This is a genomic window from Neoaquamicrobium microcysteis (assembly GCF_008180155.1).
Classification (GTDB): domain Bacteria; phylum Pseudomonadota; class Alphaproteobacteria; order Rhizobiales; family Rhizobiaceae; genus Aerobium; species Aerobium microcysteis.
The window spans coordinates 127,375-151,574 of record NZ_VSZS01000056.1 but is presented as its reverse complement, the minus strand read 5'-3'; the positions used below and the strand labels follow the sequence as shown (position 1 = coordinate 151,574).

General features: G+C 63.2%; 23 protein-coding genes and 1 tRNA gene. 16 read left to right on the top strand and 8 right to left on the bottom strand.

The annotated features are described in order from the left end of the window. Positions 1–10: 10 nt before the first annotated feature. The 6 genes from FY036_RS05520 to FY036_RS05495 are packed head-to-tail and all read left to right on the top strand — an operon-like array spanning position 11 to position 5,858. Entirely contained in the window at positions 11–1,018 is a 1,008-nt protein-coding gene (locus tag FY036_RS05520; protein ID WP_148913697.1) for an ABC transporter permease, read from the top strand. Then, positions 1,015–1,914, top strand: a complete 900-nt coding sequence (locus tag FY036_RS05515; RefSeq protein WP_148913696.1) for an ABC transporter permease — start codon at positions 1,015–1,017, stop codon at positions 1,912–1,914. The genes FY036_RS05520 and FY036_RS05515 overlap by 4 nt, the downstream gene beginning before the upstream one ends. A gap of 10 nt (positions 1,915–1,924) precedes the next feature. Further along, on the top strand, positions 1,925–2,812 hold the full coding sequence (locus tag FY036_RS05510) for an ABC transporter ATP-binding protein (RefSeq protein WP_148913695.1): 888 nt from the start codon (positions 1,925–1,927) through the stop codon (positions 2,810–2,812). Continuing rightward, a complete protein-coding gene (locus FY036_RS05505; protein ID WP_148913694.1) occupies positions 2,809–3,630 on the top strand; it encodes an ABC transporter ATP-binding protein in 822 nt (273 codons plus the stop codon). The genes FY036_RS05510 and FY036_RS05505 overlap by 4 nt, the downstream gene beginning before the upstream one ends. Before the next feature lie 36 nt (positions 3,631–3,666). After that, the gene (locus FY036_RS05500) at positions 3,667–4,836 is read left to right on the top strand and encodes a M20 aminoacylase family protein (RefSeq protein WP_148913693.1); all 1,170 of its coding nucleotides are present in this window, start codon (positions 3,667–3,669) and stop codon (positions 4,834–4,836) included. Next, positions 4,833–5,858 carry an Ldh family oxidoreductase gene (locus FY036_RS05495; RefSeq protein WP_148913692.1) on the top strand — a complete coding sequence of 342 codons (1,026 nt, stop codon included), beginning with the start codon at positions 4,833–4,835 and terminating at the stop codon, positions 5,856–5,858. The genes FY036_RS05500 and FY036_RS05495 overlap by 4 nt, the downstream gene beginning before the upstream one ends. A 189-nt stretch (positions 5,859–6,047) precedes the next feature. Here FY036_RS05495 and FY036_RS05490 read toward each other — a convergent pair whose 3' ends face one another. Genes FY036_RS05490 through FY036_RS05480 form a run of 3 tightly spaced genes read right to left on the bottom strand, consistent with a single transcriptional unit; the run spans position 6,048 to position 9,644 of the window. Further along, complete coding sequence (locus FY036_RS05490; protein ID WP_148913691.1) at positions 6,048–7,568, bottom strand: class I adenylate-forming enzyme family protein; 1,521 nt, start codon at positions 7,566–7,568, stop codon at positions 6,048–6,050. A 45-nt stretch (positions 7,569–7,613) separates the two neighbouring features. Then, positions 7,614–8,384, bottom strand: a complete 771-nt coding sequence (locus FY036_RS05485) for an enoyl-CoA hydratase/isomerase family protein (RefSeq protein ID WP_148913690.1) — start codon at positions 8,382–8,384, stop codon at positions 7,614–7,616. A 54-nt stretch (positions 8,385–8,438) separates the two neighbouring features. Beyond that, positions 8,439–9,644: an ABC transporter substrate-binding protein gene (locus tag FY036_RS05480; RefSeq protein WP_148913689.1), complete on the bottom strand. Its 1,206-nt coding sequence runs from the start codon at positions 9,642–9,644 to the stop codon at positions 8,439–8,441. Between the two features lie 256 nt (positions 9,645–9,900). Between FY036_RS05480 and FY036_RS05475 the strand changes: the two genes are divergently transcribed. From FY036_RS05475 to FY036_RS05455, 5 genes are all read left to right on the top strand, one after another. Then, positions 9,901–10,659 (top strand): ABC transporter ATP-binding protein, encoded by a 759-nt coding sequence (locus tag FY036_RS05475; protein WP_148913688.1) that lies wholly within the window; start codon positions 9,901–9,903, stop codon positions 10,657–10,659. After that, on the top strand, positions 10,652–11,356 hold the full coding sequence (locus tag FY036_RS05470; RefSeq protein ID WP_148913687.1) for an ABC transporter ATP-binding protein: 705 nt from the start codon (positions 10,652–10,654) through the stop codon (positions 11,354–11,356). Before FY036_RS05475 ends, FY036_RS05470 begins: the two co-directional genes overlap by 8 nt. A 9-nt stretch (positions 11,357–11,365) precedes the next feature. Then, positions 11,366–12,253: a branched-chain amino acid ABC transporter permease gene (locus FY036_RS05465; RefSeq protein WP_148913686.1), complete on the top strand. Its 888-nt coding sequence runs from the start codon at positions 11,366–11,368 to the stop codon at positions 12,251–12,253. A gap of 1 nt (position 12,254) precedes the next feature. Then, entirely contained in the window at positions 12,255–13,265 is a 1,011-nt protein-coding gene (locus FY036_RS05460; RefSeq protein WP_201744696.1) for a branched-chain amino acid ABC transporter permease, read from the top strand. 133 nt (positions 13,266–13,398) lie between these two features. After that, positions 13,399–14,319: a winged helix-turn-helix transcriptional regulator gene (locus FY036_RS05455; protein ID WP_148913722.1), complete on the top strand. Its 921-nt coding sequence runs from the start codon at positions 13,399–13,401 to the stop codon at positions 14,317–14,319. An 8-nt stretch (positions 14,320–14,327) separates the two neighbouring features. On the opposite strand, the gene FY036_RS05450 is transcribed toward FY036_RS05455, so the two are convergent. From FY036_RS05450 to FY036_RS05435, 4 genes are read right to left on the bottom strand one after another with little or no spacing between them, the layout of a single operon-like run. Further along, entirely contained in the window at positions 14,328–16,757 is a 2,430-nt protein-coding gene (locus FY036_RS05450) for a xanthine dehydrogenase family protein molybdopterin-binding subunit (protein WP_235897539.1), read from the bottom strand. Further along, entirely contained in the window at positions 16,718–17,479 is a 762-nt protein-coding gene (locus FY036_RS05445) for an N-acyl homoserine lactonase family protein (RefSeq protein WP_148913685.1), read from the bottom strand. Before FY036_RS05445 ends, FY036_RS05450 begins: the two co-directional genes overlap by 40 nt. Next, complete coding sequence (locus FY036_RS05440) at positions 17,476–17,961, bottom strand: (2Fe-2S)-binding protein (protein WP_148913684.1); 486 nt, start codon at positions 17,959–17,961, stop codon at positions 17,476–17,478. The genes FY036_RS05445 and FY036_RS05440 overlap by 4 nt, the downstream gene beginning before the upstream one ends. Continuing rightward, the gene (locus tag FY036_RS05435) at positions 17,954–18,844 is read right to left on the bottom strand and encodes an FAD binding domain-containing protein (RefSeq protein WP_148913683.1); all 891 of its coding nucleotides are present in this window, start codon (positions 18,842–18,844) and stop codon (positions 17,954–17,956) included. Before FY036_RS05435 ends, FY036_RS05440 begins: the two co-directional genes overlap by 8 nt. Before the next feature lie 96 nt (positions 18,845–18,940). Here FY036_RS05435 and FY036_RS05430 point away from each other — a divergent pair, with 96 nt between their 5' ends. Genes FY036_RS05430 through FY036_RS05410 form a run of 5 tightly spaced genes read left to right on the top strand, consistent with a single transcriptional unit; the run spans position 18,941 to position 23,688 of the window. After that, positions 18,941–19,813, top strand: coding sequence for an SRPBCC family protein (locus FY036_RS05430; protein WP_328593095.1), 873 nt, complete (start codon positions 18,941–18,943; stop codon positions 19,811–19,813). 26 nt (positions 19,814–19,839) lie between these two features. Beyond that, a complete protein-coding gene (locus tag FY036_RS05425) occupies positions 19,840–20,595 on the top strand; it encodes an SDR family NAD(P)-dependent oxidoreductase (protein ID WP_148913682.1) in 756 nt (251 codons plus the stop codon). Between the two features lie 44 nt (positions 20,596–20,639). After that, complete coding sequence (locus FY036_RS05420) at positions 20,640–21,797, top strand: iron-containing alcohol dehydrogenase (protein WP_148913681.1); 1,158 nt, start codon at positions 20,640–20,642, stop codon at positions 21,795–21,797. After that, positions 21,797–22,237 (top strand): acyl-CoA thioesterase, encoded by a 441-nt coding sequence (locus FY036_RS05415; protein WP_148913680.1) that lies wholly within the window; start codon positions 21,797–21,799, stop codon positions 22,235–22,237. Before FY036_RS05420 ends, FY036_RS05415 begins: the two co-directional genes overlap by 1 nt. Continuing rightward, a complete protein-coding gene (locus FY036_RS05410) occupies positions 22,234–23,688 on the top strand; it encodes an NAD-dependent succinate-semialdehyde dehydrogenase (RefSeq protein ID WP_148913679.1) in 1,455 nt (484 codons plus the stop codon). Before FY036_RS05415 ends, FY036_RS05410 begins: the two co-directional genes overlap by 4 nt. Before the next feature lie 235 nt (positions 23,689–23,923). Here FY036_RS05410 and FY036_RS05405 read toward each other — a convergent pair. Beyond that, positions 23,924–23,998, bottom strand: a tRNA-Gln gene (locus tag FY036_RS05405). Positions 23,999–24,200 lie beyond the last annotated feature (202 nt).

Below are 24,200 nucleotides of genomic sequence, written 5' to 3'. Positions count from 1 at the left end.
GGAGTTCTGCATGGTTTCGTTCATCCTGCGCCGGCTGCTGCTCATGATCGCGACGCTCATCGGGCTGACGCTGTTGCTGTTCGTGGTCGCCCGCATCCTGCCCGGCGATCCGGTTGGCCTGGCTGCCGGCCCGAATGCAACTGCGGCAACGATTGCGCAATTGCGCGAGCAGTTCGGCTTCGATCAGCCCCTGCCGATGCAGTACTGGACCTATCTGACCGGTTTGTTGCAGGGCGACTGGGGAACTTCCGTCTTTACGCGGCGGCCCGTCTTCTCGGACATCCTTGCCTATCTTCCCGCCACGCTGGAGCTGGTCTTCGCAGCCCTGTTCCTGGCGATCGTCATTGGCATCCCTCTCGGCCTGCTCACCGCCGTCTATCGCAACGGCGTGCTGGACTATGCCACACGCACGCTGGCGCTCGGCGGTATCGCCATGCCTCGCTTCTTTCTCGGCCTGCTGCTGCAACTGGCCTTCGCGGCCTGGCTCGGCTGGCTGCCCCTTGCGGGCCGGTTCCCCTTCATCGAGATACCGCCCGAGACGGTCACGGGTTTCTATACCGTCGATGCACTCATCGCCGGTGACATGTACGCCTTCCGTATCGCCGCAGCACATCTTGCGCTGCCCGCCATAGCCATGGCGCTTTCGCCCCTCGCCACGATCATGCGCATGATGCGTGCCTCGACCATCGAGATCCTTCAGCAGGACTACGTGATGACCGAGCGGGCGCTGGGTCTCTCCAACCGCCTGATCCTGTTCAAATACGTGCTGAAGAACGCGATGACCTCGACGCTGACGGTCATCGGCCTCTACGTCTCGTGGCTGCTCGGCGGCACGGTGCTGGTCGAGACCGTTTTCGACTGGCCTGGGCTCGGGCTCTATGCGACGCAGGCGATCCTCACGCAGGACTTCATGCCGGTCATCGGCGTCACGCTCGTGATCGCAATCATCTACCTGCTCACCATGCTCGTCGTCGACGTGCTGTACGGTGTCTTCAATCCGAAGGTGCGTTACGCATGACAGCCGAAAGCCAGATCGTCATCCCCGCCCGCGACCGGTCCTCGCGCAGGGAGAACTGGGGTCGCGCCTTCTATCGGTTCCGGCAAAGCTGGCTTTCGGTGGTCGGTCTGGCCATCGTCCTCGCACTGATCGTGCTGGCAGTTGCCGCCCCCTATATCGTTCCGCATCCAGAGCACGCACTGGGCGTGACGAATACGGCCGCGCGTTTCCAGCCGCCGTCCGCCGCGGCCTGGTTCGGGACCAATGAACTGGGACAGGACATCTTCTCGCTCGTACTCATAGGGTCGCAGGTTTCGCTGTTCTCGGGTCTGGCGGTCGTCGTGATCGCCATTGTGGTCGGCACGACCATCGGCGCCATCGCAGGCTATTTCGGTGGCTGGATCGATGAAGTGCTGATGCGCATCACCGACCTGCTTCTGACCATTCCAAGCCTCATCCTGGCGATGGCTGTCGCGGCGGCGCTCGGAACCGGCGTGTTCAACATGATCGTTGCCATTGCCATCACCTGGTGGCCCGCTTATGCGCGCCTCGTCCGGGGCGAGGTCATCGGCAAGAAGGAAGAACAGTTCGTTGTCGCGGCCCATGCGTTGGGCGCCGGCTGGGTGCGTATCCTCAGCCGTCACATCCTGCCGAACATCGTCTCGCCGATCGTCGTCAAGGCTTCACTGGACATGGGTTTCGCGATCCTCACGGTCGCCTCGCTCGGCTTCGTCGGCATCGGCGTCAAGCCACCCACACCCGAATGGGGTACGCTCCTTTCCGGTGCCCGCAGCTACATGCCAGACTACTGGTGGACGGCCGTGGCCCCTGGCATGGCGATCTTCCTCGCAGTCTTCGCGTTCAACCTGCTCGGCGACGGGCTGCGGGACGTGCTCGACCCGAAGGCACGGCGTTAGGAGGCAGGCCATGGCTCTTCTCGACATTACCGACCTGCAGCTTTCGATGAAAAGCTACGAGGGCGAAACCCAGATTCTGCATGGTATCAACCTGAAGATCGAGCGCGGCGAGATATGGGGCATGGTCGGGGAGACCGGGTCCGGAAAATCTCTGACCGGGCTTTCGGTATCGCGGCTCATTTCCACGCCTCCCGGCCGCTATCTGGCGGGCTCCATTCAGTTTCAGGGAAAGGACCTGCTAAAGACCAGCGATCGCGAGATGCGCGCGCTGCGGGGCCGACACATCGGCATGATCTTCCAGGACCCGACGACCAATCTCAACCCGGTTTTCCGGATTGGTACGCAGCTTGTCGATGTCGCTCTGCATGCAGGCCGCACCGACCCGTCCGTCCTCGGGCTTTCAGCGGGCGCGTCGCGTCGCGACTTCAAGGCGGCCGCCCGCAAGACGGCGATTGAAGCTCTCGAGAGTGTGGGAATTCCCGATGCAGCCAGCCGCATCGACGATTATCCTCACCAGTTTTCAGGCGGCATGCGTCAGCGCGTCCTGATTGCGATGGCGATGATCGGCAAGCCCGACCTGCTGATCGCCGACGAGCCGACCACCGCGCTCGACGTGTCTGTACAGGCGCAGATCTTGCGCCTCATCCACGAACTTGTTGCCGAGAGAAACATCGGTGTGCTGCTCATCACCCACAATCTCGGCGTGGTGGCGCAGATTTGCAGCCATGTCGCGGTCATGTATCGCGGTCGCATTCTCGAAGCGGGCCCGGTTCTCGACGTCCTCAAGCGTCCCAGCCACGCCTACACCCAGGCGTTGCTGGAGTCGGTGCCGACCGTGCATACCAGGCGGGGTGAATTGCGGGGGCTGAGCGGTCTGTCGCCGGAGATGTTCGTATGACCCTTGAGATCAGGAACGTCAGCAAAGTCTTCCCCGGCCAGCGCAAGGGCATGTTTGGCCGAGGCGACGGTTTCAAGGCGCTGGACGACGTGTCGTTGTCGGTCAGGAAAGGCCAGAGCTTCGGTCTGGTCGGCGAATCCGGCTCGGGCAAGACGACGCTCACGCGCTGCATCCTGCGGCTGGAAAGCGTCAGTGCCGGATCGGTCCTGTTCGACGGCGAGGACATCCATGCACTCTCCGCGCAAGCGATGCGAAGGCTGCGCGCGCGCATGCAGATCGTCTTCCAAGACCCGTATGCATCGCTCAATCCGCGCATGACCGTCCACGACATCGTCGCGGAGCCGATGGTGATCCATCAGGACACGGTCGGGTTCGGCGCGCGTCAGCGGACCGACCGCGTGGTGGAGCTCCTGTTGCAGGTGGGACTGCGTAGCGAACACCTTTTTCGTTACCCGCACGAGTTTTCCGGCGGTCAGCGCCAGCGCATCGGTATCGCGCGCGCCCTGGCCGTCGGCCCGGAACTGCTGATACTCGATGAGCCGACATCTGCGCTCGACGTGTCGGTTCAGGCCGAGGTGCTGAACCTTCTTCACCGGCTGCAGGAAGAACTGGGCCTTACCTACTTCTTCATCAGTCACGATCTGGGTGTGGTTCGCTATATCTGTGACGATGTCGCCGTGATCTATCGCGGCCAGATCGTCGAGCAGGGCCCCTGCGAGAGCATCTTCGACGCGCCGCAGAACGACTATACCCGCATCTTGCTGGAGGCGATGCCGGATCCCGATCCGGAGCGTTCGCCGTTCCGCACCGGCGAGTGACGTACAGCGCCAAGGTATCGGAAAAGGGGATCACGCATGCAGGACGGGTTGGAAGCGATCGCACAGGAAGCCGTAAGCTGGCGGCGTCATATCCACCAGAACCCCGAACTGCTCTTCGATCTGCCCAAAACCTCCGCCTTCGTCGCAGACAAGCTGCGTGAGTTCGGATGCGATGAGATTATCACCGGCATCGCCACGTCCGGCGTCGTCGCCGTGCTTCGGGGCAGTCGCGGGCCGGGCCGCACGATCGCCCTGCGCGCCGACATGGACGCTCTGCCGATGTCGGAACGGACGAACCTTCCCTATGCCTCGAAGGTGGAAGGCCGGATGCATGCCTGCGGCCATGACGGGCACACCGCGATGCTTTTGGCGGCGGCAAGACAACTTGCCGGGTCGCGCGATTTCGCCGGAACAGTGGTGCTGATCTTCCAGCCGGCGGAGGAAGGTGGCGCCGGTGGCCGGGTGATGATCGAAGAAGGCGTTCTCGAACGCTTCGGTATCCAGGAGGTCTATGGCATGCATAACGAGCCGGGCCTGCCTGTGGGCTCCTTCGCAACGCGGCCAGGCCCGTTGATGGCGGCGGGCGACCGCTTCCTGGTGACGCTGCGCGGGCGCGGTGGCCACGCAGCCACGCCGCACCACACGCCGGACCCCGTGCTTGCGAGCGGCCATCTCGTGTCCGCCCTCCAGTCGATTGCGTCGCGCCATACCGATCCGTTCGATCCGGTCGTCATCTCCGTGACCCATCTGGCTGCCGGCAGCGTCGGCGCACTCAATGTCATCCCGGCATCCGTTCAGCTTGGCGGCACCATTCGCACCATCGATCCTGCAACCCGCAAGGCGGTCGAGGCCCGCTTCCGCGACATCGTCGCGTCCTCGGCGAAGCTTTTCGAGCTCGAGGTCGAGACAGACTGGCGGCCGGGCTATCCGGTAACGGTGAACGACCCGGCGATGACGGCAGAGATTCTGGCTGCTGCGCGCCGGGTTGCCGGAGGCGATCGTGTCGACGACGACTGCCCGCGCATCATGGGCTCGGAAGACTTTTCCTACATGCTCGAACAGCGCCCCGGTGCCTTCATATGGCTCGGCAACGGCGATTCCGCTGGACTGCATCATCCCGCATATGACTTCAATGACGCAGCGATCATCCACGGCCTGCGCTATTGGAACGCGCTGGTTGAGCAAAGACTGGGGACAAGCCATTGACCGAAAACAGGCAGGACGAAGTGGTCGTCGTATCTTTCGACGAACTGACTGACCTTCTCGAACGCATATTCATCCGTCACGGCGTCTCGGCTCCCAACGCCGCCATCCTTGCGCGCAACTGTGCCGCTTGTCAGCGAGACGGATCGCACAGCCACGGGATTTTTCGCATCCCCGGCTATGTCTCGACGCTGAACAGCGGATGGGTGGATGGCGCGGCGGTTCCCGTGGTGGATGACACCGGCGGGGCCTATATCCGCGTGGACGCAAAGAATGGGTTCACGCAGCCGGCGTTCTTCGCTGCCCGCGACCTTCTGGTGGATCGCGTCAAGGAGCATGGCATCGGGCTTCTGGCCATCCGCCGTTCGCATCATTTCAGTGCACTCTGGCCGGATGTCGAGCCCTTCGCCGAGGAAGGGCTGGTGGCGCTGGCTTTCGTCAACAGCATGACCTGCGTCGTCCCACATGGTGGCACGAGACCGCTATACGGGACCAACCCGATTGCTTTTGCGGCCCCGCGCAAGGATGAGCCGCCTTTCGTGTTCGATCTTGCGACGAGCGCGATTGCCAATGGCGACGTGCAGATCGCCGCCCGGGAAGGCCGGCTGCTTCCAGAAGGCATGGGTGTGGACAAGGACGGCAAGCCGACGCGCGACCCTAAGGAGATACTGAACGGCGGCGCGCTGCTGGCGTTTGGCGGCCACAAGGGATCTACCTTCGCGCTGATGGTAGAGATCCTCGCCGCGGCGCTGACGGGCGGCTTCTTTTCCGGCGAGTTCGACTGGAGCGAGTTCAAGGGCGCGCAGACGCCCAAGACCGGACAGCTTTTCATCGTCATCGACCCGGAGCGCGGCGGAAACGGCGTCTTCCGCGAGCGCGTCTCGGAAATCTGCGCGCTGACGGTGGAGGCAGGCCAGTCGCGCCTGCCCGGCGACAGACGACTGCTCGAGCGCCAACGGTCCGCCCGCGAGGGTATCGCCCTGTCAGCGGCCGACCACGCCATGCTGCTATCGAAACTCGCCTGAGGCCATATCCTAACTACGTCGAAATTCTTCCTGGCCGCGCCGCCGCTCGGCGACACGGTCCGGACCGAGCGCCAGCGTACAACGGATTGCAAGTAGCTCTCGCCGACCCAGCCAATTCGAGAGATCGCTCGATGCGTCGTGCCGGTTTTGGAGCGAGCTTTCGAGGTTTGTTGCCCGCAGGCTCGTCCCTCATCGCTCCGAGATGTAGTGATCGCGGAGTTTGAAGCGGATTGTTTTTCCCGATCCCGTGCGGGGAATTGCGTCGATCGCCTTCACGTCCGTGGGGATCTTGTAGGCGGCGAGAAGTTTGCGGCAATGGGCGATGAGGTCGTCCGCCGCCGCCGGTTCTTCGCCCCATACGACATAGGCCACCGGCACTTCGCCAAGCGTCTCGTGCGGTACGCCGACCACGGCGGCATCGCGCACGGCGGGGTGCTCCAGAAGCGCTTCTTCGACCTCGGCAGGCGAGATGTTCTGGCCTCCGCGGATCACCAGTTCCTTTAGCCGACCGGTTATGGTCAGGAATCCGTTCTCGTCGGCGCGCGCGAGATCGCCGGTGTGATACCAGCCGTTTCGCAGCGCCTTTTCGGTTTCCTCGGGCTTGTTCAGATAACGCTGCATGAGGTTGGGCCCCGAGCAGATGAGTTCACCTTCCTCACCGCGCACGCAGTCCAGTCCTGTGGCAGGGTCGACGATGCGGACGGCGACGCCGGGCAAAGGCAGCCCGCAAGAGCCCATGATGCGACTTTTGCCCGGCCAGTTCATCGTGACCATCGTTGATGTCTCGGTGATGCCGTATCCGTCCAGAAGTTCGACGCCGAACTGTGCTTCGAAATCGCGGTTGAGCGCTGCGGGAAGGATCGCGCCCGCCGAGATGCACACGCGCAATCGTCCGAGCGAGGCGACCTTGTTCTCGCGTGCGGTGAGCAGCAGGTAGTGGAACATCGTCGGCACGCCGGGCATCAGCGTGACTTCACCCTGCTGCAGGATTTCCAGGGCACGCCCGGGCGAGAATTTGCCCATGATCCGTTCCGTCGCACCGGTCGCAAGGATCCCCAGAACGGAGATGTTGATCGCATAGGAATGGAAAAGCGGCAGGGGCGACAGGACCACATCATCGGCCGAAAGACCGGCGATTGGCACCCAGCAGGCGGCGGAAACCCACAGCATCGAGTGCTGCGAGAGCACGACGCCCTTCGGCTTGCCGGTGGTTCCCGAGGTGTAGACGATGAAGGCTGGCGCGTGAATGTCTTCGACGGGAAGCTGGCGCGCGTCCGCTCCCGATATTGTCGGGAGGCCGGCCTCCCGCCAGATGATCCGTGGCAGGGTTCGGCCGGAGGCTTCGATCTGTTCCATCACGGATCGGGTGGAGGCATCTGCGAAGATGACCTGCGCGCCGCTGTCCTCGATGCGATAGTCGGCTTCATTGAAGGTGGCCTCCACGGTGATCGGCACCGCGACACCGCCGGCGCGGAGCGTCGCCAGCGTGGCCACCACCCAGTCGACCGAATTGGGCAGCCAGACAGCGACCGACCGGCCGGGCTGGAGGCCGCCGGCAACGAGATCGTGCGCGAGTGCAGCGGTTTCGGTTTCCAGCGCCGCCCAGGTGATGGTGCGACTGTCGTCGATGTAAGCGGGCTTGTCGGGTGTCGCTGTTGCGTGGCGCTGGAGCAGGTCGCCAACCGAAGCGATGAGATCGAATCGTATCATTTCAGCCTCCCGGCGGCGGCAGCCGCCTCGTATCCACTTAGTGCCTCAACGCCCCTGGAAAGCCGGAGGCCGCTTTTCGGCGAAGGCGGCGCGGCCTTCGCGATAGTCATGACTGGCGGCTGCCTGGTCGATCAGGCGCTCCGCTTCGGTCGCATCGAATGGCGCGATGGCGTGACCGTTGAGAATGTATTTGGCTCCGCCGATCGTCAGGGGTGCGGAACTGGTGGCCAGATCGCGGGCAAACGCGATCGCCTCGGCGAGAGGATCGTCGCAGATGCGGTCTATCAGGCCTGCCTTCAGCGCCCGGTCCGATCCGAAGCGGTCCCCTGCGTAGAGAATGCGCTTGGCCTCCGTCAGCCCCACCAGCGCCAGCAACTTGCGCGTTGCCTGCACGCCGTAGACTATGGAAAGGCGCGCGGCAGGAATGCCGAACTGGGCTTCCTTTGGCGCGAAGCGGAAATCGGCGGACATGGCGACGTGCATCCCTCCGCCCAACGTATAGCCCTTGCAGGCGGCAATGACAGGCTTGGGGCACTGCGCGATGGCGTCGCAGCCGAGGTCGACGGCGACCTCATATGCGCGGGCTTGCTCGGCATCGTCCCGTATCGTGCCGAACTCCGCGATGTCGGCGCCAGCCGTGAAATCGCTTCCGGCGCCGGTCAGGACCACGGCCTTGACGCTTCGGTCGCGTCCGAGTTCGCCGAACACCCGGTCAAGCCCGTTCCACATCGCGTAGGTGAGTGCGTTGCGATGTTCCGGGCGGTTGAGCGTCACGACGGCCACGCCGTTTTCCTGCTCGACCAGAATGTCCGTCATCGCGACTGCCCCCGTACGAAAGGCGGGCGGCGCTGTCACGCGCCGCCCGTAATATCAGTTATTTACCAGCGGACAGGTGCTTTCCGACAGCGGCCGGAACGCTTCTTCCCCCGGAATGACATTGACGAGCTTGTAGACATCCCACTCGCCCGTCGACTCTTCGGGCGTCTTGACCTGGTAGACATACATGTCATGGACCATACGTCCGTCCTCACGGATGATGCCGCCCTTGGCGAAGAAGTCGTTGACGGGCATTTCGCGCATCTTGGCCATGACCGCGTCGGCATCGGTGGTGCCTGCTGCCTCGACGGCCTTCAGGTAGTGAAGAGTGGAGGAGTAGTCGCCGGCGTCGCCCATATGCGGGGGACGGCCGATACGTTCGGCAAACCGCGCTGAGAATTCGCGGGTCTCATCGTCACGGTCCCAGTAGAAACCGTTGGTGAGGATCATTCCCTGCGCGGCTTCGAGGCCGAGCGCATGGGTGTCCGTCAACCACACGAGAAGGCCCGCAAGCGTCTTGCCGCTGCTGGTCAGGCCGAATTCGCCGGCCGATTTGACGGCGTTTATGAAGGTCGTTCCCGATCCCGCGATGGCCACCACATCCGCAGGTGAACCCATTGCCTGGAGCATGAACGAGCTATGGTCGGTGGTTTCGATCGGATAGCGGATCGCACCTTCGACCGTGCCGCCAAGCGATGTGACGATAGCGGAGGCGTCGGCTTCCAGCGCATGGCCGAAGGCGTAGTCGGCGGTCAGGAAGAACCAGTTCTCGTGGCCCTGCTTCGACAGTTCGCGCGCGGTGCCAACGGCCAGCGCATAGGTGTCGTAGGCGTAGTGGATGGAATGCGGGGTGCAACCGTCGCCGGTGATGCGCGAGGAGCCCGAACCGTTGACGATGGCGATGCCGTTGTGGTTCGCAGCCACACCTGCAACAGCCAGCGCGATGCCGGAGTTGATCAGATTGGCGATCAGGTTCACGCCGCCCGATTCATACCACTCCTGAGCGGTCGAGACGGCAAGCTCCGGCCTGTTCTGATGGTCCGAAACGAGCACATCGATCTTGCGACCGAGCACTTCACCTCCGAAGTCCTCCACTGCCATGCGAACCGCGGTGACCGAGCCTTCGCCGGCCTCGTGGCTGAACTGGCCGCTCATGTCGGTCAGCACCCCGATGCGCACGGGCCCATCCTGTGCGAGCGCCCCGTGGGCAGCCGACAACATCAGCGCTGCCGCAATCGACAGCGTCGTGAAACGTCTCATGTCTTCATCCTCCCGAGTATGAAGGGATACTGAATTTTCCAGTATCATTGTGGAACTCCATATTCATTGCATTACTGAACCCCGATCGTCAATAGGTAGACTTATTGGGCAAACTGGCGCATTTGCGGCTACGCGTTGGTGCCTCCTTGACATGCATATAAGTTTCATAGTTAGACTTATCTGGGTCGGACGGAACCGTTCTCCGGAATGGTTTCTTCGACAATGCCGTTCATTCAGATGGCAGGGAGGAGACGTCGTGAGCACATCGAGTTGCATCCTCGAGGCAAGAGGATTGCGCAAATCATTTGGCGGCTTCGTTGCGGTCTCAGGTGTCGACCTGGATGTCGAGACGGGTAACATTCACGCGCTGATCGGCCCGAACGGGGCCGGCAAGTCGACGCTTTTCAATCTGCTGACCAAGTTCATTCAGCCCACCGCAGGCGACATCCGCTTCAAGGGCAAGGACATCACCCATGCGCCTCCCGCTGCGATAGCGCGGCTGGGCATGGTGCGGTCGTTCCAGATATCCTCGGTCTTCCTTCACCTTACCGTTTACGAAAACATTCGCGTCGCACTGCAGGCGCACGGTCGCGATACATGGAGGTTCTGGCGAAGCGAACGCGGATTGCATCGCTTCGACGACCAGGTTCATGAGCTGGTCTGTCAGGTGGGGCTCGAGCCTCTCATCTATACGCGGGCTGCCGATCTGCCATACGGCCGGAAGCGTGCTCTGGAACTTGCCACGACACTGGCCCTGGATCCCGAACTCATCCTTCTTGACGAGCCGATGGCCGGCATGGGCCAGGAAGATATTGAGCGCACGTCGGCGCTCATTCGCTCGCTGGGAGGCAAGCACACCGTCCTGATGGTCGAGCACAATCTGAAGGTGGTGGCGGACATATCCGACAGGATCACGGTGCTGCGCCGGGGCGAGAAAATCGCCGAGGGAAGCTACGACGAGGTCGCGGCGAACGAAGAGGTGCGCTCGGCCTACATGGGAGGAGCGCATGGCTGAAATCCGTCTTCAGGTTTCGGCGCTGGAAGGATGGTATGGCGAGAGCCACGTCCTGCATGGCGTCACGTTCGATGTGAAGCGCGGCGAGGTGGTCACGCTGCTGGGCAGAAACGGCGCCGGCAAGACGTCCACGCTGCGCGCTCTGGCCGGCGTCATGCGCAAGCGCAGGGGCAGCGCCCTGCTCGACGGCCATGATCTGTTGTCCACGCCGCCTCATCGGGTCGCCCATCTGGGTCTTGGTTTCGTCCCGGAGGAGCGGGGGATATTTTCCTCCCTGACCGTGCGCGAAAACCTCATGCTGCCGCCGGTGGTGCGTCAGGGCGGCTGGTCCGTCGATGCGATCCACGAACTCTTCCCGAACCTCAAGGGACGCGACACGACGACGGGCACGAGGCTTTCGGGTGGAGAGCAGCAGATGCTGGCGATAGCCCGCATCCTGCGCACCGGTTGCGACATCATCCTTCTCGATGAGCCGACGGAAGGCCTTGCGCCCGTCATCGTGGAGCAGATCGGCAAGGCGCTGGTGCGGCTGAAAGAGAAGGGCTTCACGGTGCTTCTGGTCGAACAGAACCTGAATTTCGCGCGCGGCGTCGCCGACCGTCACTACGTCGTTGAGCAAGGCCGCGTCGTCGATGAATTCGCCAATGACAGCCTGTCCGCGAGCATGGACCAGCTGAACCGCTATCTCGGCATCTAAGGGGGCCACATGACCGAGCTTTTCGGAGTGCCGCTCGCCGTCCTGTCGGGACAGGTGATGATCGGCCTGATCAACGGATCGTTCTACGCGCTTCTGTCGCTGGGGCTGGCCATCATCTTCGGCCTGCTCAATGTCATCAATTTCGCCCACGGCGCCTTCTATATGGTGGGTGCATTCGTCTCCTGGGGACTGCTCACCTATGCAGGGGTCGGATACTGGCCGTCCCTGGTCCTGACGCCGCTGATAGTCGGCGCTTTCGGCGCGGTGTTCGAGCGCACGATGCTGCGTCGGCTTTACGGGCTGGATCATCTCTTCAGCCTGCTGCTCACCTTCGGACTGGCTCTGGCGCTGGAAGGCGTGTTCCGCTGGATTTACGGCGCGGGCGGAAAGTCCTATCCGGTGCCGCCCAGCCTGCAGGGCGTCTACAATCTCGGTTTCATGATGCTGCCCGTTTACCGCGCGTGGGTGATCGTGGCGTCGCTCGCCATCTGCCTCGTTGCGTGGGTGCTGATCGAGAAGACGCCGCTGGGCGCGCGCCTTCGCGCCGCCACTGAGAACCCCAAACTGGTAACGGCTTTCGGCATCAACGTTCCGCTGATGCTAACCCTTACCTACGCGGCCGGCGTCGGGCTCGCCGGGCTGGCCGGTGCGATGGCGGCTCCGATCTATCAGGTCAGCCCGAACATGGGCTCGAGCCTCATCGTCATCGTCTTCGCGGTGGTCGTGATCGGCGGCATGGGTTCGATCATGGGTTCGATCGTCACCGGCCTGATGCTGGGGGTGCTCGAGGGACTTACGAAGGTGTTCTTTCCCACCGCGTCGGCGATAACCGTTTTCATCGTGATGATCCTCGTCCTGCTTCTGCGCCCGGCCGGACTCTTCGGAAAGGACAAGTAAGATGGCTCATCGCTACAAGGATTTCCGGCCGAGACTCGTCTCAGACCCGATGCGCTACGGGCTGCTCGCCCTGGCCGCCGTAGTTGCGCTGGCGGCACCGATGGCGATTTTCCCGCTGTTTCTCGTCAAGGTGCTCTGCTTCATGCTGTTTGCGGCGGCGCTCAACCTCGTACTGGGTTTCGCGGGCCTGCTGTCACTCGGGCACGCCGCTTTCTTCGGCGGTGCCGCCTATGCCTTCGCGCAATCCGCCAAGGTGTGGGGCTGGCCTTTCGAACTCTCCCTGCTGTTCGGCGTCGTCGTCGGCGGTGGGCTTGGCTTCGTCTTCGGCCTGATCGCCATTCGGCGTCAGGGCATCTATTTCACGATGATCACGCTGGCGTTGGCGCAGATGATCTATTTCCTCGCCGTGCAGGCACCCTTTACCGGCGGGGAAGACGGGATCCAGAACGTGCCGCGCGGCACGCTCTTGGGCGTTTTGGATCTGCGCGACACGCATACGCTCTATTATGTCGTGCTGGCGATCGTCGTAATCTGCTTGCTGCTTATCCGGCGGACCGTGCATTCACCTTTCGGCCACATCCTCGGGGCGATCCGGGAGAACGAGGCCCGCGTGACGTCCCTCGGGCTGAATGTCAGCCGCTACAAGCTGCTTGCGTTCACCCTTTCCGCAGCCCTGTCGGGTCTCGCAGGCGCGCTCAAGGCATCGGCGTTCCAACTGGCGACGCTGACGGATGTGTCGTGGCACATTTCAGGCGAAGTCGTGCTGATGGTCCTCATCGGAGGCATCGGAACGTTGTGGGGACCGCTGGTCGGGGCCATCTTCGTCGTCATGATCGGACATTTCCTTGCAACGTCCGGCCTGCCGGTCTCGCTCGTCATCGGCGTGGTGTTTATGGCTTGCGTCATGCTTTTCCGCAGGGGCTTTTACGGGGAAACTGTGGAATACCTGCGCGAACGCGTGCTACGCGATGTCTCCCTGCGTGCAACCGCAGGCAGGGAGGGGCAGAAATGAAAGCGAATTCGCCGCCGGCGTGGGGGCAGATTTGCGTGGGAAATTTGATAGGTATAGGGGAACGCTTCGTCCTGCGGAGGCTTACAGCGCAATGGATCAGCATGTGACTGTTTCCCCTACGATGCCGGTCGTGATGCAGCGACACTCGTCGGTCCGCAAGACGATCGACATCGTTCTCGACAGCTGGAACTTCCTCATCCTGCGCGAGGCGTTCTTCGGCGTGCGCCGCTTCGACAAGTTTCAGGCGCGTCTCGGCATACCGCGCCAGACGCTGTCGTCACGGCTCAACGTGCTTGTCGAAAAGCAGATATTCGCCATCGGCCGCAGGGCCGGAGAGCCGGGCCACCAGTATTTTCTGACCGAACGGGGCAAGGACCTGTTTCCGGCCATGCTGTCGCTGATGGAGTTCGGGGATAACTGGCTCGCCGGGGGCGAGCCCCCGCCGCTGCAACTTATCCATACGAGATGCGGACAGGAGTGCAGCCCGGTCACCGTCTGCTCTAACTGCCTCGAGCCGGTGGATGCCCGCGCCGTCGCCTCTCGTGACGGTCCGGGCGCAGGCTATGAACCGGTCGAAACCCGCCCACGCTCGCGCCGCAGTTCCGATCCCATGCTCCTGCAGCGCGGAAGGCCGTGTTCGGTCGCGCGAAGCCTGGCGATCATCGGTGACCGCTGGAGCTTCCTGATCCTGCGAGAGGGGTGGACCGGCGTTCGGCGCTTCGAGGAGATGCGCGAAAATCTCGGCATAGCGCCCAACATCCTGACCGACAGGCTGAACCGGCTAGTGGAGGCGGAAGTCTTCCGCCGCGTGCCGTATGGCAACGGCGACCGCCAGGAGTACCGCTTCACGCAGAAGGGCCTGGCTCTCTACAAGCCGATGATCGTGATGATGGCATGGGGCGACAAGTGGCTTACAAACGGCAAGCCGCCAATGCGTCTGCGCCACAAGCCATGCGGGCATGATTTCACGCCGACGGTGGTGTGTTCGGAGTGCAAGCAGGCGATCGATGCCCGCGATACCGATTATATCCTGCGCTACGAGCTGCCCGAATAGATAGATCGTCAGATCGTCGCGCGCTCGCTCGTTCGAGCAGTCCTGACCAACTGGAACAGCCTCTCCGGAGTGGCGGGAAGCATGTCCACCCCGATATCGAGATGTGACAGTGCATCGGTGAGCGCGTTGGCGATGCTTGCCGGCGTGCCGATCGTGCCGCCTTCGCCCATGCCGCGAAACCCGCCGACATTGTTTGGCAGCTCCGCTTCGATATGGACGATCTCGATGTCGGGAATGTCGGTGGCCACCGGCAGCAGGTAGTCGGCAAGGCTGGCGGCCACGCTCTGTCCTTCGTCGTTGTGGATGACCTCTTCCAGCAGCGCCGCGCCTATCCCCTGTGCGACCGCGCCATGAACCTGGCCGTCAACGATCATCGGGTTGATGATCCGCCCGCAATCTTCCGACACGACATAGTTCAGGATCTTCACGCCATAGGTGCCCGGATCGACCTCCAGCATGCAAAGATGGGTCGATGAACAGGCCGTGCCGAGATAGGGATCGTAGGTCTGCTGCGCTGTCAGGTCGACGCGTTGGTCGCGCGGGATCCGGCCCATCTGGTTGTAGACTGCCGTGGCAACCTCGCGCAGCGTCATGCTCTGGTTCGATGTGCGCGAGGTGACGAGGCCTTCATGAATGTCGAGGTCGGCTGCGTCGGCGTCCATCAGGATAGCCGCCATGGCCAGTACCTTGGCCTTCAGCGTACGCGAGGTCAAAGCCGCTGCGCCGCCGCCCAGCACGGCGGACCTGCTCGCATAGGTTCCCGAGCTCATCGGCACGAGGGACGAGTCGCCGTGAAGCACGACGATATCGCCCATAGAACAGCCCAACTCGTCGGCGACGATCTGGGCCAGCGTTGTTTCCAGCCCTTGTCCGTGGGAGGCGACGCCGAAGGCGGCCGTGACGACCCCTGTGGAATCGATCGAGATGTTCGCCGTCTCCGTACCTGTATTGATCGGCATGCCGGGGGCGACGGAGATGCGCGACCCGATCCCGGTCAGTTCGGCATAGCTTGCAATGCCGATGCCGACCCATCTGCCCTCGGCCCGCATGCGGTCGCGTCTTTTCAGCAGGCGTGGATAGTCCAGCGCGTTGCACGCACCCTCGAGGCAGTCGCGAAAGGCCGACCGGTCCCAGATGATTCCGGGCGCGGTGCGGTAAGGGAAATCCTCGTCGCGCACGAGATTGCGCCGTCGGATTTCAGCCGGGTCCATGCCGATTCTTCGCGCTGCCATGTCCACGAGGCGCTCCATCGCCAGGGTGGATGACGGCCTGCCGACGCCGCGATACGGGCCCGTCGGAGGCTTAGGCGTAAGCACGCCGCGGATACGTCCGCGATAGGCATCGATCTTGTAGGGGCCGGGCAGGAAGCTGATCACCTGTACGGTTTCCAGTGCCGCCGTCCAGGGATAGATCGAAAAAGCGCCGACATCGCCGATGACGTCCGCCCGAAGGCCGAGAAAATGGCCTTCATCGTCGAAGGCTAGCTCCGCCTCGATGAGCTCGTCGAAAGCCTGGCTCATGGCGGCAATATCTTCCAGCCGGTCGGCGACGTATTTCACGGGCCGCTGGAGTTTTCGCGCCAGCAGGCAGACCAGCATCTCCTCGCCGTAAAGCGAGCCCTTGCCGCCGAAGCTGCCGCCGACATCGGGCGCGACGACACGTAGCTGATGGCTGGAAAGGCCAAGGCAACCGGACAGCACGTCGCGCACGACGCCTGGAATGTTCGACGACGTATAGAGTGTAAGAGAGCGTCGACGCTTGTCCCACTGCGCCATGTAGCTGCGATTTTCCATAGGACTCGCGCATTTGCGGGTCATGCGGAAGGTGCCGCCGACAGTGTGGGCAGCGGTGCGGAAAACCTCGTCCACGTCGGCGCGTACGAATTCGCGTTTGATGATGACGTTGGTGCCCGCCTCTTCATGCAGCAGGGGCGCGTCGTCCTTCACCGCATCGACCTGCCGAATGGCGAAGGGCAAGGCCTCGTATTCGATGCGGATGTGCTCCAGCGCGTCCTCGGCCGCGTAGCGGCTCTCGGCCACCACCGCGACGACCGGTTCGCCGACATAGCGCACCTTGCCGCGCGCCAGCGGCCATGTCGGCGTGGCGTAGTAGTCCTTCATCCGCGAGGTCGGAACCGCCGGCTCGCATTCGCCCTCGAAATCGCTCATGTCGAACACGGCGACGATACCGGGAACCTCGAATGCGTCGGTAGCGTCGATGGAAACGATCTTCGCGTGCGGCTGGTCGGACCGGCGGATGGCGACATGCAGCATGCCGGGGGCCTGCATGTCATCCACATATTCACCGGTTCCAGTCAGAAGACGCAGGTCCTCCGTCCGCTTGATACGCTTGCCCACGAGCTTGGGGCGCATCGTCACATCGGAGTAGTCGGGTTTCGTCACCGGAAGCCCTCTTGCCTCGATGAAAGCTGCTGCCATTGCGCTTCGTCGTGCCCGCAGATCACCGTTGCGCCACGGTCCTTCTGCACCTTGATTTCTTCAAGCGCGCTGACGGCAAGGTCCATGTCCCAGCTGTTCTTGGGGGCGTAGCCTTCATCGACATGGCGCGTCATCGGCGCCGCGTCGGAAGCCAGCAGGAACGTGCCGTCGCGCTCGAGCTCCACGCGCGCGGCAGTAAGGCCGGGGGAGTGACCGGGCAGCGGCAGCAGGACGATCTTCCCGTCGTCGAACAGGTCTTTCTGCCCGTCGATCTCCGAATAGCCCTGCGCGATGTCCCACTCCTGCGGCAGGTAACCCTGCTTGTCGGCACCTTCGGCGCGTGCGGCGGCAAGCTCGGCGCGATGCACGAAAACGGTGGCGCGCCCGAAAGCGGCGTTGCAGCCGCAATGGTCGGGATGAAGGTGAGAGCAAATCACGACATCGATGTCGTCGGCGGAGAGCCCGTGCTTGGGCAGCTGGTGCACAACCGTATCGGCCGCCGAAAAGATCGGCTGCATCACCTTGGCCAGTCCGCCCCACCGCCCGGCCGGGTCATCGGCGGCCTGCGGCGCGCAGCCGGTGTCGAAGAGCACGTTGCCGGCGCTGTGGCGCAGCAGAACCGAGACCACCGGCAGTTCGACCATCTCCTCTTTGCTTTCAGCAGGCATGTAGATCGACTTGCGCATCCTCAGCCGTCCAGCGGACAGAATGTCCATCTTCATGTCAGCGGCCCTCTTTCCTTCGCCAGTTCTCGAACTGCCTTGATGATGTTGACGTAGCCTGTGCAGCGGCAGATGTTCCCCGACAGGCCTTCCCGGATCTGCTCGTCGGTCTCGAGCGCGTGATGCTTGAGCAGATCGGCGATGGCCATGATCATTCCGGGGGTGCAGAAGCCGCATTGCAGGCCGTGGTGGTCGTGAAACGCCTTCTGGATGCGCGAAAGGTTTTCCGGCGTGCCTTGTCCCTCGATCGTTTCCACTTCCATCCCGTCGGCCATGACGGCCAGGGTAAGGCAGGAGCGCGCGGAGCGCCCGTCGAGCGTGACGGTGCAGGCGCCGCAAACGCCGTGCTCGCACCCGACATGCGTGCCCGTCAGGCCGAGTTCGTGACGCAGAAAGTCCGAAAGCAGCATGCGCGGTTCCACGCGGCGCGTGACGTTGATGCCGTTTACAGTGAGCGTCACTTCCGTCTCGCCGTCATCCATGGCCGATGGTCCTCATTTCCAGCGCCCGGGCATGTGCCCTGCGAATGGCACGGCCCGCCAGCACGCCGGACAGATTGCGACGATAGTCTGCGCTGGCATGGATGTCCGCGTTCGGGCTCAAATTGTCGTTCAGCCATTCAGCGACCTCGCCGAGCAACAGGTCGTCAAGCTGGCGCTCCTCCAGCAACGTTTCCAATCCGTGCAGGCGCATGGCTGTTTCTCCCACGCCCGTCATGCCGATGCGTGCATCGCGGATCGCCCGCCCGTCGTCCGTTCGCAAGGTGACGGCGATGGCGGCCATGGCGAAATCGCCATGTCTTCGCGAGAATTCCTCGAACGCCCAGCCTGCGCCGGCAGGCGACGTGCCGATGGTGATCCCCGTCACCATCTCATCCGGCTCGAGCGCGTTGACCAGGGAGCCCACCAGAAATGCGGCAGCTGGAAGCACCCGGCGCTTCGATGCCGAGGCGATCTCGATTTCACCGTCCAGCATCTGCACGATCATCGGCATCTCGGCGGCGGGATCGGCATGGCAGACACTGCCACAGAAGGTGCCGCGATTGCGTATGGTCATATGCGCCACATGGTGCATGACTTCATGCAGGACCGGGATCTTCCGCCGGATCGTCGCATCACAAGCTGTCATCCTGTGGCGAGCCAGCGCGCCCATATGCACCCGGTCACCCTTGTCCTCGATGATCTCGAGGCCGGGGATGCGGTTGATGTCGATGAGAACCGAAGGCTTGACCAACCGGAAGTTGATCATCGGCATGAGGCTCTGTCCGCCCGCGATGATCTTCGCTTCATCGCCATTCTGCGACAGCACTTCAAGGGCGTGGTCGACGCTCTCCGCCCTGACGTAGTCGAATCGTGCGGGTTTCAACGAAGCCTCTCGAGCCGAAGGGTCGTGAGCACGCCGGTGCGCCGCGGGCTTCCTTCAGCGTTCTCGCCAATTTTTCACTTGCTTTACTAGACTAAAATGGTGCATGTCAAGGCAACGGAAGGGGTTGGCGGCGACTTGTCCGCTGGTGGTTTCCAGCTCGAAAGGGGAGGTTTTCACATGGAAATGAAGGGTCAGAAGCTGATCCCGGAGACACGTGAAGCCGTCTGGAGAGCGCTTAACGATCCCAATATCCTGCGTAGCTGTGTTCCTGGCTGTCAGTCTCTTGAAAAGACCTCCGATACCGAAATGGAAGCGGTAGCCGCTATCAGGGTCGGGCCAGTCTCCGCAAAGTTTTCCGGCAAGATATCACTTTCTGAACTGAACGCCCCGGTCAGTTATCGCATCACCGGCGAGGGGCAGGGCGGCGTCGCCGGCTTCGCCAAGGGCAGTGCGTTCGTAACCCTTGACGAGGTGGATGGCGGCACTCTGCTTAGCTACAGCGTCGATGCGCAGATTGGTGGGAAGCTGGCCCAGTTGGGCGGGCGGCTGGTCGATGCCACGGCGCGCAAGTTGTCCGAAGCCTTCTTCGACAAGTTCGCAACCGAAATCCGCAGGCAGTACCATAGTGAGGGCGCCGCGCCTATTTCGGCCGCATCTGCCGGGGCAGGGGCCGCTTCAACGGTCGCTGCGCAACAGGCCGGGCATGCTCCCGTTGCATCGCAAGACGCACACCACGCCGTGCCTCCCGCAGCGCACCCGGCGCCCGCCGGCGGGTCGCGTGCTGGGTTTCTGGTCGCGCTGGCGATGGCGGCAATCTTTGCCTTTCTGTGGCTCACGGGGCTTCAGGGGGGCGTACCTGCTGCCGTCTCGCACCAGGCCCTTTCGCCCGAGTTCGGCTCTGCCGTGCAACTCATTTTGATAGCTGCGGTCGGATATCTGTTCGGCCGACTTTCCGAACGGCGCCACTAGGCGCCCCTTTTCCAGGAGTTCTTTTCATGCAGCTTTCTCTTGCTGGCAAAGTCGCGCTCGTCACCGGCGGAGGTCGCGATACCGGAGCTGAAATCGCGCGGGAACTTGCCGCCCTCGGCGCGGCCGTTGCGGTCAATTATCGCAAATCCGAAGCCGAGGCCGCCGGGCTCGTGACCGAGCTGGTCGACGCCGGCGCGCAGGCCAAGGCCTATCAGGCAGACATTTCAGACTACGATCAGGTGAAAGCGATGGTCGCGGCCATCGTGGCCGACTTCGGCCGGGTCGACATTTTGGTGAACAACGCCGGCTATGTGAAATACCAGCGCTTCGTCGAAAGCACGCCCGCCGACTGGAAGGCGCAAATCGATACCTGCCTCTACGGAGCGCTGCATTGCAGCCATGCGGTGACCGAACATTTCATTGCGCAAAACGGTGGGCGGATCATCAACATCGTCGGCGACAGCTCGCGGATCGGCGAAGCCAATCTCGCGCTGGCCGCCGCTGCTCGCGGTGCGACCATCCAGCTCGGCAAATCCATTGCCCGCGAACTCGGCCGAAACAACGTTACCGTCAACACGGTGTCGCTCGGACTGATCCAGACCTCGCACAGCGATCCGGATTTCCTCGCCAAGAACATGGACAAGATCGTCAAGGCCTACCCGCTGCGCAGGATCGGTCAGCCAGGCGATGTCGCTCCGATGGTTGCCTTCCTGGCAAGTGACGCGGCGTCGTGGGTGACCGGCCAGGTCGTCAGCGTCAACGGCGGCTTTTCGATGGTCTGATGATTGCGGCTCTGGCGGGAGCCGTTCGCTACGGGAGGAAGACCGTGAACCCCTTCGCCTTCAACACGACCAAGTCGATCGTTTTCCGCTCCGGCGCGGCGCGCGAGATCGACAGGCATGCGGGAAGCCTGCTGGGCCCCAAGGTGTTGCTGATCACCGATCCGGGACTGACGAAACTGGGCCTCGCCGATCCGGCCATCGCCGCACTGCGGGGAGCCGGGCACGAGGTCAAGGTTTTCGATGCCGTCGAGGCGGACCCATCGGTCGCCACGCTGATGGCCGCGGTAGAGGAAGGGCGCGCTGCAGGGGCGACAGGCATTCTCGGCTTCGGCGGTGGCTCCTCGCTCGACGTCGCGAAGGTGGCCGCGCTGCTGCTGGGGTCCGACCAGCCCCTCGATGATGCCTGGGGCGTCAACAACGCGGTCGGCCCACGGCTCCCGCTGGTGCTCGTTCCCACCACCTCCGGCACCGGCTCTGAAGTCACGCCGGTCGCGATCCTGACCGTGGGCGGCGACGAGAAGCGTGGCGTTTCCTCTCCGGCCATTCTGCCCGACATCGCACTCCTCGACGCGGAGCTGACGCTCGGCCTGCCCGCTCCGATCACCGCGGCAACCGGCGTGGACGCGATGGTTCACGCGATCGAGGCCTACACGTCGGCAAGCGCCAACAACAATCCGCTGTCGCGCATGCTGGCGCGCGAGGCGCTGCGTCTTCTGGGCGCGAATATCGATACCGCCGTCATGGACGGGGGCAACGTCGCTGCACGCGAGGCTATGCTGCTGGGATCGATGCTTGCGGGACAGGCCTTCGCCAATTCGCCGGTCGCGGCCGTTCACGCGCTTGCCTATCCGGTCGGCGGCATCTTTCATATCCCGCACGGCCTGTCGAATGCGCTGGTCCTGACGGCTGTCCTGCGCTTCAACCTGCCCGCCGCCGCCGCCGCCTATGCCGAGATCGCTGCCGATGCGTTTCCGCATCTGGCCGACATGCCCGAGGAAGGCCGTGCCGAGGCCTTCGTCGCCGCGCTTCAGTCGCTGATCGGCCGCCTGCAGATGCCCATGCGCCTGCGTGACGTGAACATTCCGGAAGATGCCCTGCCGCGCATGGCGTCCGATGCGATGAAGCAGCAGCGGCTCCTGGTGAACAATCCGCGGCCGGTGAGCGAGACCGACGCACTGGCGATCTACAGGGAGGCCTGGTGATGCGCGCGCCCCCCGGTACCCGTGCCGACTACATCCATTTCCGTGCCCACACGACGCGCTGGAGCGACAACGACGTGTACGGCCACCTCAACAATGTCGTGCATTACAAGCTGTTCGATACGACGGTGAATGAATGGCTGATCCGTAACGGCCTTCTCGACACGAAGAACAGCTCGGCCATCGGTCTCGTCGCTGAAACCGGCTGCCGCTATCACGGCGAGCTGTCCTATCCGCAGGGCGTCGTTGCCGGGATGAAGGTGACGAAGCTCGGCACCTCGTCCGTCCGCTACGAAATCGCGCTTTTCGCAGACGAAAGCGACATCGCCGCCGCAGAAGGCTTCTTCGTGCATGTCTATGTCGATGCGCGCACCCGCAAGCCGTGCCCTATCCCCGAAGCGACCCGCGCCGCCCTTCAGGGCCTCGTGAAGGAGGCGTCATGACCCTTTCTCTCAATGACTCGTCCCTGCTGGAAAGCCGCAACCTGATTGCAGGCGATTGGGTTGCTGCCGCAAGCGGAAAGACGATCAGCGTCACCAATCCCGCAACCCGGGCGACTATTGCCAAGGTACCTGCGGTGGACCGCAGTGAGATTGCCTTGGCGATCGCGGCAGCCGCGACGGCTCAGGAAGCATGGGCCGCTCGCCCGGCGAAAGAACGCGCGAACATCCTGCGTCGCTGGTTCGACCTCGTCGTGGCCGCCACCGACGATCTGGCGCTGATACTGACCAGCGAACAGGGCAAGCCGCTTGCCGAGGCCAGGGGCGAGATCGCCTACGCGGCGTCCTATATCGAGTGGTTCGCCGAGGAGGCCAAGCGCGTCTACGGCGACACGGTCCCCGGTCCCGCCGCCGATCGCCGCATCATCGTGCTCAAGCAGCCGGTCGGTGTGACGGCAGCGATCACGCCATGGAACTTTCCAGCGGCGATGATCACCCGAAAGATCGCTCCGGCCCTTGCGGCAGGCTGCGCGATGGTGCTCAAGCCTGCCAGCCAGACGCCGCTGACGGCGCTGGCGCTCGCCATTCTTGCCGAGCGTGCTGGCGTCCCGAAAGGGCTCCTGTCGGTCGTGACCGGATCGGCCCGCGAAATCGGCGCCGAACTGACCTCAAATCCGGTGATCCGCAAGCTTTCCTTCACCGGCTCGACCGAGGTCGGCAAGGAACTCATGAAACAGTGCGCCGACACGGTAAAGCGCACCTCGATGGAACTGGGCGGCAACGCGCCGTTCATCGTCTTCGACGATGCGGACATCGATGCGGCGGTCGAAGGCGCCATGGCCTCGAAATACCGAAATGCGGGGCAGACCTGCGTCTGCGCAAACCGGCTCTTCGTGCAGGCGGGCGTGCATGACGCTTTCGTCGAGCGCCTGGCGCGGCGCGTCGCGAGCCTCAAGGTCGGCGCGGGAACCGAGCCGGATGTGGACATCGGTCCGCTCATCGATGACGCCGCCGTTTCCAAGGTGCGCGAACTTCTCGACGATGCGGCTTCCAAGGGGGCTACGGTCGCGGTCGGAGGCGGGGCCCATGCGCTGGGCGGCACGTTCTTCGAGCCGACCGTCGTCACCGGCACCACGCGCGAAATGGCGTTCTTCCATGAGGAAATCTTCGGCCCGATTGCGCCGATTTTCCGCTTCGACAGCGAGGAAGAGGTGATCCGCCTGGCCAACGACACGCCGTTCGGCCTCGCCTCCTATTTCTACGGGCGGGACGTCGGACGTATCTTCCGCGTGGCCGAAAAGCTGGAATACGGCATGGTCGGCATCAATACCGGCCTGATCTCCAACGAGGCAGCCCCGTTCGGCGGCGTCAAGGAGAGCGGCCAGGGTCGCGAGGGGTCGAGATACGGAATCGATGATTACATTGAGCTGAAGTATATTTGCTTGCAGCTTTAGTATTGCGAGTGTCCGGGTCGCGTCGATGAAGAGCCGATGTTCTTCGCACGCGCACCGGCCGATGATCGGCAAACGAGAGCACCGGAAGCTTGCGCGAAGAGGCCGGACCTTGAAGTAGGTCGTCCGACCGGATTGGCAGCTTAAGTGCCTTAGTTTCCTGCACAGGTGCGGAATGGCGCTTCAAATGGTGTCGCCCGAAACGCACCGTGCAAATCCAACGACTTGAAAAGGTAAATGGCTGGGGCGCCTGGATTCGAACCAGGGAATGGCGGTACCAAAAACCGCTGCCTTACCGCTTGGCTACGCCCCAACGCGGCCGGGCCGTTCCTTATCGCGTGCGCCGCGTGGCGTAAAGAGCAAGGTTGGCGGCAGCCGCACTTGCCGCTACTGCGGTGCACGGATTTTCGGCGGGTGGGCCGGTGAGGGCAAATCCGCACTCGTCGCGGGGCGAAATTTAGGCTTATTCACCTGTTCCCAATGCGCCCGCTGTGGGAAACCCTCGGGTCAATGCA